We start from the raw sequence: 20440 nt of genomic DNA, 5'->3' as shown, positions 1-20440 counted from the left end.
CAGCGGAAATGCCTGCGTTTATTGATTGGGCGTCTGGTTGGCATTGGGCGGCGTGACACGCACGCGGCCGCTCATGCCAGCGATCAGTTCGGGGAAGCGGCCATCGATGGCCGCAGCGACCTTGACCGACTGGCTGACCGGGTCGACCCGCGCGCCTATGCGCTCGAAGCGTGCCGGGTAACGCTGGCCGGTCTCGTCGATTTCCACATCGAAGGTCTGCCCGGTGCGTAGCCAGACCAGCCAGGCAGACGGCACCAGAAATTCGAGCTCCAAGACGCTGTCGTCGAGGATGTCCAGCAACGGCTGGCCGGGCTGGACGAACTGCTGCTCGCGCACCTTCTGCTCGGCGACGCGCCCGGCGAAGGGCGCGCTGATACCGCACTTGCCGAGCACCGCCTGCTGCGCGCCGACTTCGGCGACGGCTTTCTGCCGACCGGCGCGACCGAGGTCCACTTCCAGCTGACCGACGGAATTCAGCTCGGCCAGACGCTGGTTGGCCTTGTCGGTCGCCTCGGCGGCGTTCAGCTCGGCGCGCGCCTTCTGCAACATCGCCTGTTGCACACTGCAATCGAAGCTGACCAGCAGCTGCCCGGCCTTGAATGCGCCGCCCTCGGGAACCGGCAGCCTGTTGACCTTGGCACCGATCTCCGCAGCCAGGGTGGTGAACTGCCGTGGCAACAGCTGTGCGCGGATTTCCTGACGCTCCAGCCCGGCGCGTGCCGGCGCGGTTTCCGCGGTTTGCGCCTGGGCCATGCCAGTCGCGGCGATCAGCAGCAGAACCAGAGGGATTGTCTTCATCGGCTGGATTCCTGGCCGTCGCGGCGGGCGAGCGTCTGCCAGTTGCCGTGGCCGGCGGCCAGCTTCCGGGTCAGTTCGGCCAGCGTCAGATCACCGACGCTGCCGATCTCCGGCTCCACCCCGAGCGTGGCCTGCAGCCGCGCTTCGGCGGTCTGCGCCTGGGCGAGCGCCTGGTAACGGCGCAGCAGGCTGAGAATGGTGGTGGTCTGGTTGGCGACCCGGTCGAGCTTGCTCTGCACCTGCATCGCCTCACGGTTATCCATGTGCTCGCTGATGCGGCGGTCGATGGTCCAGATGGCATCGGCACGGCTGAATTGATGCTGGGCGTTGACCAGTTGCTGACGTGCCAGGTGAACCTGGGCGAGCACCGCCATCTGCATGGACACCCGCCGCTGGTCGGCCAGCGCGACACCGGCCTCGGCCAGCTTGAGCTGTCCCGGGCCGGTCAGCAGGTTGAACAGGTTGAAGGAAAGCTGCACACCGGCTTCGTTCCACTGGCGGTTCACCAGGTAGCTGTCGGTGTCGTAGTTCAGGCCGTAGCTGAAGTTCAGGCTGGGAAACAGCCGCACCAGTGTCTTACGGGTTTCCTCGCGGGCGATGCGGGCGTTGTAGTGGGCCTCGCGCAAATCGGCGTTGGCGCCCAGCGCAGTGTCTTCCATCACGGCGACCGGCACGGCCAGTGCCTGGCGGTCGAGCTCGAAGGCCGGCTCGACGAGGGTGATCGGCTGGCCCAGCGGGGCGTTGATGAGCAGCGCCAGTTCGGTCTGGGCGGTGGAGAGTTCCTGTTCGATGGCTTCGAGCAGACGCAGGTTTTCCAGCACCTGGCGCTGGTAGCGCAGCGAGTCGAGCGGGTTGCGCAGGCGTTCGGCCTCGGCCTGGCGGGCATCGGCAAGCGCTTCTTCGGCCATCTGGGTGGCGGCACGTACTTCGCTGCCGAGCTTCTGTGCGCTCACGGCGCGCCAGAAGGCGGTGCGCACATCCTGCATCAGCAGATGCATGGCCTTGCGCCGCTTCTCGCCGGCCACCAGCGCGCGGTCGGCCTGCTGGCGCGCTCCGTAGTAGCCAACTCCCAGATCGAGCATGTTCCAGCTCAGCGCCAGGGAGCTGACGGTGTGATCGCGGTCCTGGGAGATGAAGCGTGATTGCGACAGGGAGCCGTCTTCGGCATTGCGGCTCTGACTGATCTTGTCGTTGTCGCGCGAGCTGTAGCCGGCCTGGGCCAGCAGCTTGGGCAGCATGTCGTAGCGCGATACGTCGTACTGCTGGAAGGCCAGCGCCTGCTCGAGCAGGCGCGCGCGGCGATCGAGGTTGTACTTGAGGGCGCGGGCCATGGCCTCGTCAAGCGTCAGAGCGCCGATGATGGGCTCCACGTCCTGCTGCGCGCTCTGCTGATCAGCGCGGTTCTGATCGATCAGCGTCTGCTCGGTCAGCGGGCGCGGCTCCAGCTGTGCACAGGCGGTAAGGGACAGGGCGGCAACTAGGGCCAGGGTGGTCTTAGCGTAAGGTAGATACGTCATCGGAAGCGTCTGCGAAACGGTTTGGGTTACCGCGCGGTCGTAGCTGCGCGAAATCGGTCGATCTCCGGCTTCCATGCCGGACGTGCACCAGGCACGGCGGTTTCGCACAGGCACCAGCAGTCCTCACAGCACCGTTGTGCTCCGATCGCTTCGAGTCCACTGAGGCGAGGGTCTAGCTCCCGACCCTGACCAGGCCGGGGAATTCGGCTGGCGCAGGAAGCCGCAGCCGATGTTGTTTTCTTGTCGTTAAGTAGGCATTAGCAAGTGATATGCCTCACAGACCAACTGTGATGCAGTTCCCGACGAACTGTATGGGGATTAATTCTTATCGTCTATTCCCGAAATTCTGGCGCCAAACGGGTGGCTAAGCGAGCGTCCCGGGCGTGTCAGTCGTCGGATCAGTACTAAGGGATTAGTCCACTCCGCCTTTCGTATCGGTCGGCGGATAAGTGCGGCAGGGATCAGGGGGGCGTTGCCGCCGTCAGAAGGCTGGCGGTAGCCCTCGGGGCGCCGAGCGCACCCCGGGACTTCACAATTTGCAGTTGCCTTTCTGCCCGCCCGGCTGCGGCGAGGCGCGCGCTGAGCGGCGGCGGGCAGTCTTCTAGGCTAGAACGCCAGACCAACCTTCAGGCCGACCTGCTCCTGCTTGAGCTTGCTGTTCTCGGCGAGCTCGCTGTTGCTGTCGAGTTCGTAGCGGGTCTGGGTGTAGTACAGGCTGGTGCTGATCGGCATGTTGTTGATGCCCTTGTTCCACAGCACGGTCAGCTCGCCGTAGGGGTTGACCTTGTCCTTCAGGTCGACGGTATCGCTTTCACCGCCGACCTTGAGCTTGCTGTCGGCCTCGATGGAATAGCGGGCTCCGACCTCCAGGCGCACGGTGTAGTCGGGCGTCAGGTAGTTGTAGCCGAGGCCGGCCTTGGCGAAAGGTGAGCGCGTGGTCAGCTTGACGTCTTCCTCGAACGGACCGACCCGAACGTCGTCCTGCTCGATGCGGCCCCAGTCGTAGCCACCGCCGACGATCACATCCACGTAGTTGTTGGTGCTCAACGCTGCGCGCAGGCCCAGGTCGAGATCGGCGCGAGCGGAGAGGAACTCGACATCATCCTTGTCGCGGTACTGCCCCTCGATGCCGGCCTGGTAGATGAAACCTTCCTGGCCGGTGAGCTTGTTGCCGAAGTTGTAGTACAGGCCGCCCTGGTTCAGGCGCTCCTTGTCACTCTCGTCATCGATGGTCAGCTTGTACTGATTGTGCGAGCCGATGACGCCGATGTTGGAGATCGGGCCGGTAGCGGACTGGGCGAAGGCGTGGGACGTGCCGGCCAGGCACAGGGCCAGCGCCGCCGTGGTGGTCAAACCGTTGATGCGCATGAGATTGCTCCATCGTCACTTGAAAGCCATGGCGCCCCGGGCGAGGCGCCTATGCCGTGGAGCAGGGCGAGGCGGCAAAATTCTCGAGATCACGATGAGCGGTCGTAAATTCTTGTAAATCAAGTATTAGCGAGCGGCATGTAAAGCAGAATGTAAATATCGGGCCAGCGACGCTAGCCCTGATATTTCAGCACCTTGGCCAGTACGATCTTGGGGCCGCGCATCTTCTTGATGACGATCTGCAGGCCTTCGACCTGCAACACTTCATCTTCGTCGGGAACGCGCTTGAGCGTTTCGTAGACGAGTCCGGCCAGGGTCTCGGCCTCCACATGATCGAGGTCGATGTCCAGCAGGCGCTCCAGCTTGAACAGCGGCGTGTCGCCACGCACCAGCAGCTTGCCGGGCTGGTAGGCGAGAACCCCGCGTTCGGTCTTGCGGTGCTCGTCCTGGATGTCGCCGACCAGCACTTCCAGCACATCCTCCATGGTCAGGAAGCCGATCACCTTGTGGTCGCCTTCTTCCACCAGCACGAAATGTGCGCCGCCCTGGCGGAACTGCTCCAGCAGGCTGGCCAGCGGCATGTGCTTGGACACCCGCTCCAGCGGACGCAGCAGCTCGTCCAGGCAGAAATGCTCGGCCAGGCGATCGTCGGCCGCCAGCGCCAGCAGCAGGTCCTTGATGTGCAGCAGGCCGACGTACTCGCCCTTGATGCCGTCATAGACCGGGTAGCGGCTGTACTTGTGGCGGCGGATGACTTCCAGAATCTCGCTCAGCGGAGCGTCGTGCTCCAGCTGCAGCAGGTCCTCTCGGGAGTTGGCCCAGTCGACGACCTCCAGTTCACTCATCTCTACCGCCGAGGCCAACACCTGGATCTGCGGGTTGCTCGGGTCGCGGGCGCGGTTGGAGTGCAGGATCAGCTTGAGCTCCTCGCGGCTGTAGTGATGGTCGTGGTGTGCGCCTGGCTCGCCCTGGCCGGCGATGCGCAGGATGGCATTGGCGCTGGCGTTGAGCAGGTAGATCGCCGGGTACATCAGCCAGTAGAACAGGTACAGCGGCACGGCCGTCCATAGCGACAGCAGCTCGGGCTTGCGGATCGCCCAGGACTTGGGCGCCAGCTCGCCGATGACGATGTGCAGGTAGGAAATGATGAAGAACGCCGTGAAGAAGGCGATGCCGTGCACCAGTGCCGGCGACTGGATGCCGAAGCTGGCCAGCACGGGTTCGAGCAGGTGGGCGAAGGCCGGCTCGCCGACCCAGCCAAGCCCCAGCGAGGCCAGGGTGATGCCCAGCTGGCAGGCCGAGAGATAGGCGTCCAGTTGCTGGTGCACGGTGCGCAGGATGTGTCCGCGCCAGCCGTGACGGCTGGCAATGGCTTCCACCTTGGTGGCGCGCAGCTTGACCATGGCGAACTCGGCGGCGACGAAGAAGCCGTTGAGCAGCACGAGGAACAGGGCAAAGAGAATCAGACCGAAATCGGCGAAGTAGGAGGAGGCGGTGTAACTAGGGGAAGGGTCCATGAAGGGGTCGGGTGGCCAATGATCGCGACAGGATGGCGGCGGCGCAGCGGCTTTTCAAGCGACGAAGCGGGAAATTCCCGCCTCGCCGTCGGCTGATCGGTCAGCGTCCGGGCACCTGGGCGGTGGGGAAGTGGCAGGAAAAGCAGCTGCCCCGGCCCGGCGCGCTGGTGATGTCCAGACGGCCCTGATGGCGCAGCAGCACGTGCTTTACGATGGCCAGGCCAAGGCCCGTGCCGCCGGTGCTGCTGGCACGGCTCGAGTCGACGCGGTAGAAGCGCTCGGTCAGGCGCGGCAGGTGCTTCTGTTCGATGCCGATGCCGCTGTCCTCGACGCTCAGGTGCGCACCGGCCTCGTCGCCCCACCAGCGCACATGGATGGTGCCGCCGTCGGGGGTGTATTTCACCGCGTTGAAGACCAGGTTGGAGAAAGCGCTGCGCAGTTCCGTCTCGCTGCCCTTGAGCTGCAGCTGCGGATCGGCATCCAGGCTGATCAGATGGGCGCGGGCTCCGGAGAGCGCGCGGGCATCGCTGATGATCGACTGCAGCAGCAATCCGACCGCCACTGGCTGGTTGTCGGTCGGGCGGCTGCTGGTCTCTAGTCGCGCCAGCAACAGCAGGTCGTTGAGCAGGTGCTGCATGCGCCCGGCCTGCTGGTTCATCTGCTGTAGCGCGCGGAGCCAGCGCGGGTTCACCCCCTCGGCATGCTCCAGCAGGGTTTCCAGATAACCCGCGATGACGGTGAGCGGCGTGCGCAGTTCATGGGAGACGTTGGCAACGAAATCCTTGCGCATCTGCTCCAGCTGATGCAGCCGGGTGACATCGCGGACCAGCAGCAGGTGCTCGCGATTGCCGTAGCGGGTGATGTTGAACTGCAGGCGGATGCGATCGTCCACCGGCGAGGCCAGCTCCAGCGGCTGGTCGTAGTTGCCGCTGTCGAAGTACTCCTTGAACGCCGGGTGACGCACCAGATTGCCGATCGGATGGCCGGCATCCTGGGGCTTCTTCAGCCCGAGCAGGCGGTTGGCGGCTGGGTTCCACCACTCCAGGTTGCCATCGCTGTCGAGCATGATCACCGCATCCTTGAGCGCTGCGGTGGACCCCTGGGCGCGATCGATGATGCCCTGCAGCTCGCCTCGCAGGCGCAGGTCGCGGCGCTGCAGCTGGTAGAGGTTGTCGAACACGTCGCCCCAGATGCCGGCCGAATCGGGCGGTGGTTCGTCCGGATCGCTGCGGTGCAGCCAGCGCTGCAGGCGCAGCAGCTGGCGCAGGGTCCAGATGAGGTAACCGCTCAGACCGAGCACCAGTGCCCAGGCATATTCGCCACTGATCAGACCGAGCAGCAGGCAGCCGCCCAGCAACAGCAGCAGGCGGCGAACGAGGGCTCCTTGCCAGTCCTGATTCAAGCGATGTACTCCGAAGAGAACGCGACGGTGCGCGGTTGGGAACGCATGCTAAGGCGGCGCGCTCAGCTCTTGCTGGAGAAACGATAGCCGGTGCCGCGTACGGTCTGCACCAGGTTCTCGTAGGCCTCGCCGAGGGCCTTGCGCAGCCGGCGGATGTGTACATCCACGGTGCGTTCCTCGACGTAGACATTGCCGCCCCAGACCTGATCGAGCAGCTGGCTGCGGGTGTAGGCGCGTTCCTGGTGGGTCATGAAGAACTGCAGCAGGCGGTATTCGGTCGGGCCCATCTCGGCCGGTTTGCCGTCGATGGTGACTCGGTGGCTGACCGGGTCGAGCAGCAGGCCGCCGATCTCGATGGGCGCCTCGCTGTCCACCGGCGTCGCGCGGCGCAGCACGGCCTTCAGCCGGGCCACCAGTTCGCGTGGCGAAAAGGGCTTGGTGATGTAGTCGTCGGCGCCGACCTCCAGGCCCTGGATCTTGTTGTCCTCTTCGCCTTTGGCGGTGAGCATGATGATCGGCGTGTCGGCGGTCAGCTCGTCGCGCTTGAGCCGTCGCGCCAGTTCGATGCCCGATGTGCCGGGCAGCATCCAGTCGAGCAGGATCAGGTCCGGTTTGCGGTCGATGATCAGCGCGTGGGCCTGTTGGGTGTTTTCCGCTTCGAGACAGTCATAGCCGGCCATTTCCAGGGCGACGACGATCATCTCCCGAATCGGCGCCTCGTCATCGACGATCAGTATGCTCTTGCCATTCATGGTCACGCCTCGGGTCCGTTCTTGTCGCTCGGCATTAGATAACGGAAATATTGCAGCCATGTGACAGGCAGACGGCAAGCCGGAGCAAGAAAGATTGCCTTCGATAGTGGCGTTTTGCTCAGGCCTTCGTCGCGTAATCCAGCACGATGCCGGCGAGAATCGCCAGGCCCGCCCAGTGATTGTGCAGGAACGCCTTGAAGCAGGCTTGTGGCTTGCGCGAGGCGGTCTTCCAGTATTCCCAGGCGAAGCAGCCGGCTGCGACCACCAGCCCCAGGTGGAACCACTGGCCCAGCTCGAAACGCACTCCGGCGAGGATCAGGCAGAACAGCGCCAGCCCCTGCAGGGTGACGATGATGATGCGGTCCGCTTCACCGAAGAGGATGGCGGTGGACTTGATGCCGATCTTCAGGTCGTCTTCGCGATCGGCCATGGCGTAGTAGGTGTCGTAGGCCACTGTCCACAGCAGGTTGGCGATGAACAGCAGCCAGGCTTCCGGCGGCAGGCTGCCGGTCTCGGCGGTGAAGGCCATCGGCATGCCCCACGAGAATGCCGCGCCGAGCACCACCTGAGGGTAAAAGGTGTAGCGCTTCATGAACGGGTAGCAGGCGGCCAGCGCCAGCGCGCCGAAGGACAGATAGACAGTGGTTGCGTTGGTCAGCAGCACCAGCACGAAGCTCAGTCCCACCAGGATGGCGAACAGCGTCCAGGCCTCCCGCGAACTGACCCGCCCGGCGGCCATGGGGCGCGCCTGGGTGCGCTGCACGTGGCCATCGAAGTTGCGATCGGCGAAATCGTTGACCACGCAGCCGGCTGCGCGCATCAGGATCACCCCGGTGATGAAGATGAGCAGGTTCTTCGCGCTGGGCACGCCTTCGGCGGCGATCCACAGTGCCCACAGCGTCGGCCACAGCAGCAGATAGGTGCCGATGGGCTTGTCCAGGCGCATCAGCTGGATGAAATCCCAGGCGCGCGGGTGCAGGCGATTGCACGATTGCAGCAACTTCAAATACATCAGCGGCTCTCCTTGGCGAAGGGGGACATGCAGCGGTTCGCTCAGGGTGTGACGGCAGCGGCCTGCCACAGCGCGGGCAGGAACACCTCGGCGACCAGCACGCCGAGTCGATTCTGGCGGAAGCACGAGCGCCGCGCCCAGAGGCCGTCGACACGCTGTGCTTGCGGCAGCCATTGCGCCGGGTAGTGACAGGCTTCGAGCTGCCCGCGGGCGAAGGCGGGGTCGCTGAACAGCAGTTCGCCCAGGGAGCGATTGCCCAGGCTTTGCAGGTCCAGCCCGGCGGCGTCCAGCTGGGCGCGCGCAGCGACGCTGCGGGCGAACACCCAGGGTTGTTCATGCCCGCACAGGTAGACCTCGCGCACCCATCCCACGCTCGCCTCGCCCACGCCGAGCGCGGCGCACTCGTCGGCGCGCAGGGGCTGCCAGGCCTGGTGCAGGGGAATCACACTGAAGGCGCCATCGGCCAGCTCGGTCAGGCGGCGGGTCAGTGAGCCCTTGTCGACGTAAAGCCAGTCGTGCAGGGCGGGGTCGAGCGGGAAGGGCAGGCGGTCGGGGCTCAGCCAGTCTGGATTCGGGGACACGGCGATTCGGGCATGACGGAAAGAGCGGCGAGTCTAGCATGCGCCTGGCTGGCGGGCGGCTGCATGCGTCCCTGTGCCGGCGCGCGGCCTGTAGCAGCGCGGGCGGGACGCTACAGGGGGTCAGGTCCAGCCTTCCAGGCGCATGGTGGCGCGCACCAGGCGCTGTTCTTCCTGCTCGATCTCCTTGAGATTGTCGCGAATGCCGTGGATATGGTCGCGCGCGGCACGCTGGGCCTGCTCGGGCAGGCGTTCGATCACCGCGTAGTAGAGCCGCGAGTGCTGGCGGTCGATCTGTCGTTTCTGCGCCGGCCGGTGATAGAGGTTGTTCACCGAGGCGAACACGGTGCTGAGCATCAGGTCGGTCAGCGACTGCAGCGTATGCACCAGTACCGGGTTGTGCGAGGCCTCGCAGATGGCCAGGTGGAAGGCATGGTCCAGGCGCGCGTGTTCACGCGGGTCGGCACCCTGCTCGCTGGCGTGGGCGGCGAGCATCTCCTCGTAGCGCCGACGCAGCAGGACGAAATCCGCGTCGGTGCCGCGCAGTGCGGCGAGCCGTGCGGATTCGCTTTCCAGCAGCGCGCGCACTTCCAGCAGGTCGTAGAGGGTGCGCGGCTGCGAGTTGAACAGGTGCATCAATGGGCTGGCGTCGTGGTTGCCGGACAGCTCGGCGACGAAGGAGCCGCGGCCCTGGGAGGTCTCGATGATGCCGCGCCCGCGCAAAACGCGCAGGCCTTCGCGCAGTGCCGACCGGGAGATGCCGAGCTTCTCGCACAGGCGGCGCTCGGAGGGCAGCGCCTGGCCGACCTTGAGCACGCCGTCGACGATCAGCCGTTCGATGCGCTCGGCCACCACGTCGGCGACTTGACGGCGGTCATTGTTGGGTTCGTTCGACATGCCACTTCTCCAGCTGGTAGGACCAGTTGGCTGGCAGTTTACCTCGAATGCTGAAAAGCACCTAACGGCGCAGTCTGGAGGGGCTCCAGGTAGTGCTTTGAACGGGATGACTACAAAAAACTGGTAGGACCAGTTGGTGCGGGCATGGACGGCTCGCGGCCATCGGCGCTAAAGATGCGTCATTCCACCGCAGCTGCCCGCGCTGGCGGTGACTCACGAAAGCGGAACCTGCCATGAACATTCTCTACGACGAACGCGTCGATGGTGCGTTGCCCAAGGTCGACAAGGCCGCCCTGCTGGCCGAGCTGCAGGCGCAGTTGCCCGATCTGGACATCCTCCACCGCAGCGAGGACCTCAAGCCCTACGAGTGCGATGGGCTGTCCGCCTATCGCACCACGCCGCTGCTGGTGGTGCTGCCCGAGCGCATTGAGCAGGTCGAGACGCTGCTCAAGCTCTGCCATCAGCGCGGCGTTCCGGTAGTCGCTCGCGGCGCCGGTACCGGGCTGTCCGGCGGTGCGCTGCCGCTGGAGCAGGGCATCCTGCTGGTCATGGCGCGCTTCAACAAGATTATCGAAGTGGACCCGGCCGGTCGTTTCGCCCGCGTCCAGCCCGGTGTACGCAACCTGGCGATCTCCCAGGCCGCGGCTCCCTTCGATCTGTATTACGCACCGGACCCCTCGTCGCAGATCGCCTGTTCCATAGGCGGCAACGTCGCCGAGAACGCCGGTGGCGTGCACTGCCTGAAATACGGGCTGACCGTGCATAACCTGCTCAAGGTGGACATCCTCACCGTCGAAGGCGAGCGCATGACGCTCGGCTCCGACGCCCTGGACTCGCCGGGCTTCGACCTGCTGGCGCTGTTCACCGGCTCCGAAGGCATGCTCGGCATCGTCACCGAAGTCACGGTCAAACTGCTGCCCAAACCGCAGGTGGCCAAGGTGCTGCTGGCCGCCTTCGACTCGGTTGAAAAGGCCGGTCGTGCGGTGGGCGACATCATCGCCGCCGGCATCATCCCCGGTGGCCTGGAAATGATGGACAACCTGTCGATCCGCGCCGCCGAGGACTTCATCCACGCCGGCTACCCGGTGGATGCCGAGGCGATCCTGCTCTGCGAGCTGGATGGCGTGGAAGCCGACGTGCACGACGACTGCGCGCGCGTCAGCGAAGTGCTCAAGCTGGCCGGCGCCACCGAAGTGCGCCTGGCCAAGGACGAAGCCGAGCGCGTTCGCTTCTGGGCCGGGCGCAAGAATGCCTTCCCGGCGGTTGGACGTATCTCGCCGGATTACTACTGTATGGACGGCACCATCCCGCGCCGCGAGCTGCCCGGCGTGCTCAAGGGCATTTCCGATCTGTCCGAGCAGTTCGGCCTGCGCGTGGCCAACGTGTTCCACGCCGGCGACGGCAACATGCACCCGCTGATCCTCTTCGATGCCAACCAGCCCGGTGAGCTGGAACGCGCCGAAGACCTGGGCGGCAAGATTCTCGAGTTGTGCGTGAAGGTGGGCGGCAGCATCACCGGCGAGCACGGCGTCGGCCGCGAGAAGATCAACCAGATGTGTTCGCAGTTCAACGCCGACGAGCTGACGCTGTTCCATGCGGTGAAGGCGGCCTTCGACCCGAGCGGCCTGCTCAACCCCGGCAAGAACATCCCGACCCTGCATCGCTGCGCCGAATTCGGCCGCATGCACATCCACAACGGCCAGCTGCCTTTCCCCGAACTGGAGCGTTTCTGATGTCCGTAATCGCCAACGACGCCAGCGCGCTGTTGCTGGACCAGGTCAACCAGGCGCTCGCCGCCAAGACCCCGCTGCGCATCCAGGGCAGCGGCAGCAAGGCCTTCCTCGGCCGCGCGGCCGAGGGTCAGCTGCTCGACGTGCGCGAGCACCGCGGCATCGTCAGCTACGACCCCACCGAGCTGGTAGTGACAGCGCGTGCCGGTACGCCGCTCGCCGAACTCGAGGCCACGCTGGACGAGGCCGGGCAAATGTTGCCTTGCGAGCCGCCGCACTTTGGCGAAGGCGCCACCGTCGGCGGCATGATCGCCGCCGGGCTGTCCGGGCCGCGTCGCCCGTGGAGCGGTTCGGTGCGCGATTTCGTGCTCGGCTCGCGGGTCATCACCGGCCAGGGCAAGCACCTGCGTTTCGGCGGCGAGGTGATGAAGAACGTCGCCGGTTACGACCTGTCGCGCCTGATGGCCGGCAGCTTCGGCTGCCTCGGCGTGCTCACCGAAGTCTCGCTCAAGGTACTGCCCAAGCCACGCCTGTGCACCAGCCTGCGTCTGGAAATCGATCTCGAACGTGCGCTGCTCAAGCTCGCCGAATGGGGCCAGCAGCCGGTACCGATCAGCGCCGCCAGCCATGACGGCAAGGCCCTTTACCTGCGCCTGGAAGGTGGCGAAGGGTCGGTCAATGCCGCGCGCGAACGCATCGGCGGCGAGGATCTCGACCCTGGCTACTGGAACGAGCTGCGCGAGCAGCGCCTGGCCTTCTTCGCCGACCCGCGCCCGCTGTGGCGCCTGTCGCTGCCGAACAACACGCCAGCCGTGGCGTTGCCGGGCGACCAGCTGGTGGACTGGGCCGGTGCCCAGCGCTGGCTGAAGTCCGACGCCGATGCGGTGACCATCCGCGGCATCGCCATCGAGGTCGGCGGCCACGCCACCTGCTTTACCGCAGGCGCCACGAGCAATCCGTTCCAGCCGCTGTCGGCGCCGCTGTTGCGCTATCACCGCCAGCTCAAGGCCGCGCTGGATCCGCAGGGGATCTTCAACCCCGGCCGCATGTATTCTGAGGTCTGACGACGTATGCAAACGAATCTGAGCGAAGCCGCGAAAAAACTGCCGCGCGCCGAGGAAGCGGAAAGCATCCTGCGCTCCTGCGTGCACTGTGGCTTCTGCAACGCCACCTGCCCGACCTACCAGCTGCTGGGCGACGAGTTGGACGGCCCGCGCGGGCGGATCTACCTGATGAAGCAGATGCTCGAGGGCGGTGAGGTGACCGAGAGCACCCAGCTGCACCTGGACCGCTGCCTGACCTGCCGCAACTGCGAGACCACCTGCCCGTCCGGGGTGAAGTACCACAACCTGCTGGACATCGGCCGCGACTTCATCGAGCAGCAGGTGCAGCGCCCGTTGGGCGAGCGCGTCGTGCGCGGCGGCCTGCGCACGGTGATCCCGCGACCGGGCCTGTTCAAGGCACTGCTGGGTGCCGGCAATGCGCTCAAGCCGTTGATGCCGGCCTCGCTGAAGGATCACCTGCCGCGCGAGATCCGCCCGGCCAAGCCACGCCCGCAGGTGCTGCACAGCCGCCGCGTGCTGATGCTCGAAGGCTGCGTGCAGCCGAGCCTGTCGCCGAACACCAACGCCGCCGCTGCACGGGTGCTCGACCGCCTGGGCATTAGCGTCAGCCCGGCGCGTGAGGCCGGCTGTTGCGGTGCGGTGGACTACCACCTCAACGCCCAGGAGGCCGGCCTGGACCGCGCGCGGCGCAATATCGACGCCTGGTGGCCGGCCATCGAGGCCGGTGCCGAAGCCATCGTGCAGACGGCCAGCGGCTGCGGCGCCTTCGTCAAGGAATACGGCCATCTGCTCAGGGACGACCCGGCCTACGCGGCCAAGGCCGCCCGTGTCAGCGAGCTGGCCAAGGACCTGGTCGAAGTGCTGCGCAGTGCCGAACTGGAAAAGCTCGACGTGCGTGCCGACAAGCGCATGGCCTTTCACTGCCCGTGCACCCTGCAGCACGCACAGAAGCTCGGCGGCGCGGTCGAAGACGTGCTCACCCGTCTGGGCTACCAGCTCACTGCGGTGCCCGATGCGCACCTGTGCTGCGGCTCGGCCGGCAGCTATTCGATCACCCAGCCGGAGATTTCCCACCAGCTGCGCGACAACAAGCTCAACGCGCTGGAGAGCGGCAAGCCGGAAGTGATCGTCACCGCCAACATCGGTTGCCAGACCCACCTCGATGGCGCCGGCCGCACGCCGGTCAAGCACTGGATCGAAGTGGTCGAGGAATCGATGCAGTAGCAATGCCTCATGGTTCGGCCGCCCAGACAGGGCGGCCAACGAACAACCGAAATACGAAGACAGGAGAATCGAGATGAAAAGCAAAGCCGTACTGAGCCAGACCGAAGTCGCCACCATCCTCGCCGCCGCCCGTGCCGAAGCGCAGGCCAACGGCTGGGCCGTGACCATCGTCGTCGCCGACGACGGCGGCCATCCGCTGGCGCTGGAGCGTCTGGACGGCTGCGCGCCGATCGCCTCCTACATCGCCACCGAGAAGGCCCGCAGTTCGGCCCTCGGTCGCCGCGAAACCAAGGGCTATGAAGACATGGTCAACAACGGCCGCACTGCCTTCCTCTCCGCGCCGGTGGTCTGCTCGCTGGAAGGCGGCGTGCCGGTGGTGGTCGACGGCCACGTCATCGGTTCGGTCGGCGTATCCGGCGTGACCGCCGCGCAGGACGCCCAGATCGCCAAGGCCGGCGTCGCCGCCCTGGCCAACTGAACAGACAAGGAGAACGACAGATGACCGAGCGTGTAACCCTGGGCCGCCTGCAGGTCGCGGCCAATCTGCAGCGATTCATCGAAGACGAAGTCCTGCCGGGCACCGGTATCGAAGCCGCCGCCTTCTGGCAGGGGCTGGACACCCTGGTCCACGACCTGGCACCGAAGAACCGTGAGCTGCTTGCCGAGCGCGATCGCATGCAGGTCGAGCTGGACAGCTGGCACAAGGCCAATCCGGGCCCGATCAAGGACATTGCGGCCTACCGCGCCTTCCTCGAGTCCATCGGCTACCTGCTGCCGGTGCCGGGTGAGGTGAAGATCGAGACGGCCAACGTCGATAGCGAGATCGCCACCCAGGCCGGCCCGCAGCTGGTGGTGCCGATCATGAACGCGCGCTATGCGCTGAACGCCGCCAACGCCCGCTGGGGCTCGCTGTACGATGCGCTCTACGGCACCGACGCCATCTCCGAAGAGGGCGGTGCGCAGAAGGGCCCGGGCTACAACGAAGTCCGTGGCGCCAAGGTCATCGCCTATGCACGCACCTTCCTCGATCAGGCCGCGCCGCTGGCCGAAGGCAGCCACGCCGACGCCACCGCCTATCGCGTGCAGGACGGCCAGCTGAAGGTCACCCTGGAGAACGGCAGTGTCACCGGCCTCAAGCAGCCAGAGAAGTTCGTCGGCTTCCAGGGCGAAGCGGTCGAGCCGAAGGCCGTGCTGCTGAAGAACAACGGCCTGCACATCGAGATCCAGATCGACCCGAACAGCCCGATCGGCCAGACCGATGCCGCCGGCGTGAAGGACCTGCTGATCGAGTCCGCGGTTTCCACCATTCTCGACTGCGAAGATTCGGTCGCCGCGGTGGATGCCGACGACAAGGTGCTGGCCTACCGCAACTGGCTGGGCATCGTGCAGGGCACCCTCAGCGAGGAAGTGGCCAAGGGCAGCTCGAGCTTCGTCCGCCGCCTGAATCCGGACCGCGAATACAGCGCGCCCAACGGCGGCGAGCTGAAGCTGCACGGCCGCTCGCTGCTGTTCATCCGCAACGTCGGTCACCTGATGACCAATCCGGCGATCCTGCTGGAAGACGGCCGCGAGATCCCGGAAGGCATCATGGACGGCGTGTTCACCAGCCTGATCGCCAAGCATGACCTCAAGCGCAAGGGCAACTCGCGCACCGGCAGCGTCTACATCGTCAAGCCGAAGATGCACGGGCCGAAGGAAGTCGCCTTCGCCGACGAATTGTTCGGTCGCGTCGAGGACCTCATCGGTGTGCCGCGCTACACCCTGAAGATGGGCATCATGGACGAGGAACGCCGTACCAGCGCCAACCTCAAGGCCTGCATCGCCGCGGCCAAGCACCGCGTGGCGTTCATCAACACGGGCTTCCTCGACCGTACCGGCGACGAGATGCACACCTGCATGGAAGCCGGACCGGTGCTGCGCAAGGGCGACATGAAATCCACCCCGTGGATCCAGTCCTACGAGCGCAACAACGTACTGGTCGGCCTGGCCTGCGGCCTGCGCGGCAAGGCGCAGATCGGCAAGGGCATGTGGGCCATGCCGGACCTGATGGCGGCCATGCTCGAGCAGAAGATCGGCCATCCGAAGTCCGGCGCCAACACCGCCTGGGTGCCGTCGCCCACCGGCGCCACCCTGCATGCGCTGCATTACCACCAGGTGAACGTGCAGGCCGTGCAGAGCGAGCTGGAAAAGGTCGACCTGGCCGCCGAGCGCGAGCAGCTGCTCAACGATCTGCTGACCATCCCGGTGGTCGCCGAAGACAAGTGGAGCGCGGAGGAGAAGCAGCAGGAGCTGGACAACAACTGCCAGGGCATCCTCGGCTACGTGGTGCGCTGGGTCGAGCAGGGCGTCGGTTGCTCCAAGGTGCCGGACATCCACAACGTCGGCCTGATGGAGGACCGCGCCACCCTGCGCATCTCCAGTCAGCACATCGCCAACTGGCTGCACCACGGCGTGGTCAGCCGCGAGCAGGTGCAGGAAACCCTGGAGCGCATGGCCAAGGTGGTCGACCAGCAGAATGCCGGCGATCCGCTCTATCGCGCCATGTCCAGCGACTACACTCAGTCGATCGCCTTCCAGGCGGCGTCCGATCTGGTGTTCAAGGGCCGCGAGCAGCCGTCCGGTTATACCGAGCCGCTGCTGCACCAGTGGCGCCAGCGCTTCAAGGCCGCCCAGGGCTGATGAACAGGGGGAACCGCGTGCGGCCGGAGGTTCGGCCCCCGCGGTGAGGACAGGAGCCCCAGGCGTCCAACGGCGCCCGGGGCTTTCGAGCATGAGCGGCACGGCTTCGGCCGGGCCGTCGGGAAGCGCACCGCGTGGCTGCGCTTCATGCGAAGCACCGGGCACGCCCGGACACAATAGAAGTGGTTCACAACAAAAAACGCAGGGACCCAACAAATGAGTCAAACACTACTGTCCATCCTGGCCTTCGTGCCGCTGGTGCTGGCGGGTGTGCTGCTGATCGGCTTTCGCTGGCCGGCCAAGTACGCCATGCCGCTGGTTTTCGTCCTCACTGCGCTGATCGGCCTGCTGGCCTGGGACATGACCCTCAACCGGGTTATCGCCTCGACCTTCCAGGGCCTGATCCTCACCGCGGCGATCCTCTGGATCATCTTCGGTGCGATCCTGCTGCTCAACACGCTGAAACATTCCGGGGGGATCAGTTCGATTCGGCGTGGCTTCTCCAACATCAGCCCTGACCGTCGTGTCCAGGTGCTGATCGTCGCCTGGCTGTTCGGCTGCTTCATCGAGGGGGCCTCGGGCTTCGGTACGCCAGCGGCGGTGGCGGCACCGCTGATGGTGGCGCTGGGCTTCCCGGCGTTGGCGGCGGTGGTGATGGGGATGATGGTGCAGTCCACGCCGGTGTCCTTCGGTGCGGTGGGCACGCCGATTCTGGTGGGTGTCGGTGCCGGCCTGGACAAGACCGGCATCAGCGAGCAGCTGGCGGCGGTGGGCAGTAACTGGGAGGTGTTCTTCCACCTGATCTTCTCGCGCGTCGCGATCATTCATGCGCTGTGCGGGATTCTCATGCCGCTGATCATGGTCAGCATCATGACCCGCTACTTCGGCCGCAACAAATCCTGGACCGAAGGCCTGGCAATCGCACCGTTCGCGGTGTTCACCGGCCTGGCCTTCGTCATCCCGTATGCCGCGGCCGGTGTGTTCCTCGGGCCGGAATTCCCGTCGATGATCGGTGCGCTGGTCGGTCTGGCCATCGTCGTGCCCGCGGCCAAGGCCGGTTTCCTGCTGCCGAAGGACAGCTGGGATTTTGCCCCGGCGAGCGAGTGGCCATCCGAGTGGATGGGCAAGATCGAGATGAAGATCGAGGACGTCGCCGGCAAGACGCCGATTTCCGTGCCGATGGCCTGGGCGCCGTACCTGATCCTGGCCGGCTTGCTGGTGGCCTCGCGGGTGTTCCCGGACTTCAAGGCCTTGCTGATGTCGCTGTCGTTCGGCTGGAAGGACATTCTCGGTGAGACCGGCGTCTCCGGCACGCTGGAGCCGCTGTACCTGCCCGGTGGCATTCTCTGCATCGTGGTGCTGATCACCTTCTTCCTGCATCGCATGAGCGCGCGGGAACTGGGCGCGGCGATCTCCGAGTCGAGCAAGACCCTGCTCGGCGCGGGCTTCGTGCTGATCTTCACCATCCCGATGGTGCGCATCCTGATCAACTCGGGCGTGAACGGCTCCGACCTGGTGTCCATGCCGGTGGCCATGGCGCAGCTGGTGGCCAACAGCGTGGGTGACGTCTATCCGTTCTTCGCGCCGGCGGTCGGTGCGCTGGGCGCCTTCATCGCCGGTTCCAACACCGTGTCCAACCTGATGCTGTCGCAGTTCCAGTTCAACACCGCGGGCCTGCTGGGGCTGTCCGGTGCGCTGATGGTGGCGCTGCAGTCGGTCGGTGCGGCGGCGGGCAACATGATCGCCATCCACAACGTGGTGGCGGCCTCGGCCACCGTCGGCCTGCTCGGTCGCGAAGGGATCACCCTGCGCAAGACCATGCTGCCAACCCTGTACTACCTCATCGTGGCCGGCACCATCGGCCTGATCGGGTTCTACGTGATGGGTATCAGCGATCCGCTGGTGGGTGCCGCAGGCTAAGCCTGGCGGTAGTTTGACGGGCGGCCCAGGCCGCCCGTTTTCATTTGTGCAGTTGGTGCGGCGCGCCGTTCTGGTATAGCGTGCGTCGCAGTCGACGGAACATCGAGGTTACCCATGAAGAAATGGCAATGTGTGGTGTGCGGCTACATCTATGACGAAGCGCTGGGCGCGCCGGAAGAGGGCATCGCCCCCGGCACGGCCTGGGAAGATGTGCCGGAAGACTGGGTCTGCCCCGATTGCGGCGTCGGCAAGCTGGACTTCGAAATGATCGCCATCGGCTGATTCCGTTTCGCCAACCTACCCCATGAGGACCTGACGTGAGCGCACCCGTAGTCATCATCGGCACCGGCCTGGCCGGTTACAACCTAGCGCGGGAGTTCCGCAAGCTGGACCCGCAGACGCCGCTGTTGCTGATCACCGCCGACGACGGTCGTTCCTATTCCAAACCACTGCTGTCCACCGGTTTCGCCGCCAACAAGGACGCCGACAGCCTGGGTATGGCCACCGCCGGGGCCATGGCCGAGCAGCTGAACGCGGAGATTCGCACGCACACCCGCGTCACCCGTCTGGACCCGACGCACCGCCGTGTCTGGATCGGCAACGAGCCGGTGCCCTACCGGGATCTGGTGCTGGCCTGGGGCGCGCAGACGATCCGTGTGCCGGTGGCGGGCGATGCGGCGGATGCGGTCTATCCGATCAACGACCTGCACGACTATGGACGCTTCCGTGCCGCTGCCGCCGGCAAACGCCGCGTGCTGATCCTCGGCGCCGGGTTGATCGGCTGCGAGTTCGCCAACGACCTGCTGCAGGGCGGCCACGAGGTGGATCTGGTCGCCCCCAGCGAGCAGGTCATGCCGGGCCTGCTGCCGCTGCAGGCCGCCGAGGCGGTGAAGCGCGGCCTGGAGGGCATCGGCGCGCGCTTTCATCTCGGGGCCACGCTGGAGCGCCTGCAGCGCAGCACCGACGGTCTGCAGGCGACCCTGTCCGACGGCTCGCAGCGGGCCTGCGATCTGGTGGTCAGTGCCGTCGGCCTGCGGCCGCGTACCGAGCTGGCCGCCGAGGCGGGGCTTGAGGTCAAGCGCGGCATCGTCGTCGATCGCCTGCTCAAGACCTCGGCGGAGCACGTCTATGCCCTGGGCGATTGCGCCGAGGTGGAAGGGCTCAGCCTGCTCTACGTGATGCCGCTGATGGCCGGCGCACGGGCCTTGGCTAAAACGCTGTTTGGCAATCCGACCTTTGTCAGTTATGGCCCCATGCCGGTAACCGTGAAGACCCCGGCCTGTCCGGTAGTGGTCTCGATGCCCGCCGTGGGCAGTGCCGGCAGCTGGTCCGTCGAGGCCCGGGGCAACGACGTCAAGGCGCTCTATCTCGGGGCTTGCGGAGAGTTGCTCGGCTACGCGTTGACCGGCGCGGCGGTGCAGGAGCGACTGGCGCTGAACAAGCAGTTGCCACCGGTATTGGCGGAACTACCGCAAATTCTGTCGCTAAAGTCCCCCAACTGAGCTTGCAGGGCGTCCGCGGGGACTGGCGCAGGTGCTAGCGCCGTGCCATTCTCCATGGGTCTGCCCCAGCCTAGAGCTGTTGCAGCGCCTTTAGCGCTGTTCTTGTGAACAGTACGGACACAACAACAAAAACGTCTCAGAGGCTCCCAATGCGTAAACCGGAACTCGCCGCAGCCATTGCCGAGAAGGCTGATCTGTCCAAGGACCAGGCCAATCGCGTACTCAACGCCGTGCTGGATGAAATCACCAATGCGCTGAACCGCAAGGACAGCGTCACCCTGGTCGGTTTCGGCACCTTCGTTCAGCGCCACCGTGGCGCCCGCACCGGGAAAAACCCGCAGACCGGGCAACCGGTCACCATCAAGGCCAGCAATACCGTCGCGTTCAAACCGGGCAAGATGCTCAAAGACGCCGTCAACTGACGCTGCGCCGACCCGGAGCCGATCGGCTCCGGGTAAACCTGACCGACTGGTCTTCCCC

18 protein-coding genes are annotated in these 20440 nt (G+C 65.7%); 9 read left to right on the top strand and 9 right to left on the bottom strand.

All coding sequences use genetic code 11. The features are described 5' to 3' along the window. Nucleotides 1–18 precede the first annotated feature (18 nt). The 9 genes from ACVRRC_RS01100 to glcC form a co-directional block, all read right to left on the bottom strand. A complete protein-coding gene (locus tag ACVRRC_RS01100) occupies nucleotides 19–798 on the bottom strand; it encodes an efflux RND transporter periplasmic adaptor subunit (RefSeq protein ID WP_196111913.1) in 780 nt (259 codons plus the stop codon). Then, nucleotides 795–2315 (bottom strand): TolC family protein, encoded by a 1521-nt coding sequence (locus ACVRRC_RS01095; RefSeq protein WP_313288329.1) that lies wholly within the window; start codon nucleotides 2313–2315, stop codon nucleotides 795–797. The genes ACVRRC_RS01100 and ACVRRC_RS01095 overlap by 4 nt, the downstream gene beginning before the upstream one ends. A 606-nt stretch (nucleotides 2316–2921) precedes the next feature. Then, complete coding sequence (locus ACVRRC_RS01090) at nucleotides 2922–3683, bottom strand: outer membrane protein (protein ID WP_014595635.1); 762 nt, start codon at nucleotides 3681–3683, stop codon at nucleotides 2922–2924. Between the two features lie 173 nt (nucleotides 3684–3856). Then, complete coding sequence (locus tag ACVRRC_RS01085) at nucleotides 3857–5200, bottom strand: hemolysin family protein (protein WP_019407567.1); 1344 nt, start codon at nucleotides 5198–5200, stop codon at nucleotides 3857–3859. 100 nt (nucleotides 5201–5300) lie between these two features. Continuing rightward, nucleotides 5301–6602 (bottom strand): phosphate regulon sensor histidine kinase PhoR, encoded by a 1302-nt coding sequence (gene phoR / locus ACVRRC_RS01080; protein WP_013981562.1) that lies wholly within the window; start codon nucleotides 6600–6602, stop codon nucleotides 5301–5303. 62 nt (nucleotides 6603–6664) lie between these two features. Next, on the bottom strand, nucleotides 6665–7354 hold the full coding sequence (gene phoB / locus ACVRRC_RS01075) for a phosphate regulon transcriptional regulator PhoB (protein WP_011911663.1): 690 nt from the start codon (nucleotides 7352–7354) through the stop codon (nucleotides 6665–6667). A 118-nt stretch (nucleotides 7355–7472) separates the two neighbouring features. After that, on the bottom strand, nucleotides 7473–8366 hold the full coding sequence (ubiA, locus tag ACVRRC_RS01070) for a 4-hydroxybenzoate octaprenyltransferase (protein ID WP_125886312.1): 894 nt from the start codon (nucleotides 8364–8366) through the stop codon (nucleotides 7473–7475). Between the two features lie 41 nt (nucleotides 8367–8407). Continuing rightward, complete coding sequence (locus tag ACVRRC_RS01065; RefSeq protein ID WP_472996522.1) at nucleotides 8408–8947, bottom strand: chorismate--pyruvate lyase family protein; 540 nt, start codon at nucleotides 8945–8947, stop codon at nucleotides 8408–8410. Between the two features lie 120 nt (nucleotides 8948–9067). Beyond that, nucleotides 9068–9841: a transcriptional regulator GlcC gene (gene glcC / locus ACVRRC_RS01060; protein ID WP_472996521.1), complete on the bottom strand. Its 774-nt coding sequence runs from the start codon at nucleotides 9839–9841 to the stop codon at nucleotides 9068–9070. A gap of 233 nt (nucleotides 9842–10074) precedes the next feature. On the opposite strand from glcC, the gene glcD reads away from it, so the two are divergent. From glcD to ACVRRC_RS01015, 9 genes are all read left to right on the top strand, one after another. Next, nucleotides 10075–11574, top strand: coding sequence for a glycolate oxidase subunit GlcD (glcD, locus tag ACVRRC_RS01055; RefSeq protein ID WP_045159313.1), 1500 nt, complete (start codon nucleotides 10075–10077; stop codon nucleotides 11572–11574). After that, the gene (gene glcE, locus ACVRRC_RS01050; protein ID WP_013981566.1) at nucleotides 11574–12635 is read left to right on the top strand and encodes a glycolate oxidase subunit GlcE; all 1062 of its coding nucleotides are present in this window, start codon (nucleotides 11574–11576) and stop codon (nucleotides 12633–12635) included. Before glcD ends, glcE begins: the two co-directional genes overlap by 1 nt. A gap of 6 nt (nucleotides 12636–12641) precedes the next feature. Continuing rightward, nucleotides 12642–13859: a glycolate oxidase subunit GlcF gene (gene glcF, locus ACVRRC_RS01045; protein WP_343427057.1), complete on the top strand. Its 1218-nt coding sequence runs from the start codon at nucleotides 12642–12644 to the stop codon at nucleotides 13857–13859. A gap of 73 nt (nucleotides 13860–13932) precedes the next feature. Next, a complete protein-coding gene (locus tag ACVRRC_RS01040) occupies nucleotides 13933–14337 on the top strand; it encodes a heme-binding protein (protein WP_011911670.1) in 405 nt (134 codons plus the stop codon). A gap of 20 nt (nucleotides 14338–14357) precedes the next feature. Further along, complete coding sequence (locus ACVRRC_RS01035) at nucleotides 14358–16538, top strand: malate synthase G (protein WP_472996520.1); 2181 nt, start codon at nucleotides 14358–14360, stop codon at nucleotides 16536–16538. 216 nt (nucleotides 16539–16754) lie between these two features. Next, entirely contained in the window at nucleotides 16755–18458 is a 1704-nt protein-coding gene (locus ACVRRC_RS01030; RefSeq protein WP_197860978.1) for an L-lactate permease, read from the top strand. A gap of 114 nt (nucleotides 18459–18572) precedes the next feature. Beyond that, nucleotides 18573–18740, top strand: a complete 168-nt coding sequence (gene rd, locus ACVRRC_RS01025) for a rubredoxin (RefSeq protein WP_011911673.1) — start codon at nucleotides 18573–18575, stop codon at nucleotides 18738–18740. A gap of 35 nt (nucleotides 18741–18775) precedes the next feature. After that, entirely contained in the window at nucleotides 18776–19960 is a 1185-nt protein-coding gene (locus ACVRRC_RS01020) for an FAD-dependent oxidoreductase (RefSeq protein WP_243363764.1), read from the top strand. A gap of 149 nt (nucleotides 19961–20109) precedes the next feature. Next, a complete protein-coding gene (locus ACVRRC_RS01015) occupies nucleotides 20110–20382 on the top strand; it encodes an HU family DNA-binding protein (RefSeq protein WP_003283322.1) in 273 nt (90 codons plus the stop codon). The last annotated feature ends 58 nt before the right edge of the window (nucleotides 20383–20440 follow it).

The sequence above is a fragment of the Stutzerimonas sp. LR2 genome, assembly GCF_055755175.1.
Note: the sequence above shows the minus strand (reverse complement) of the source record. Positions and strands in the feature narration are given on the sequence as shown.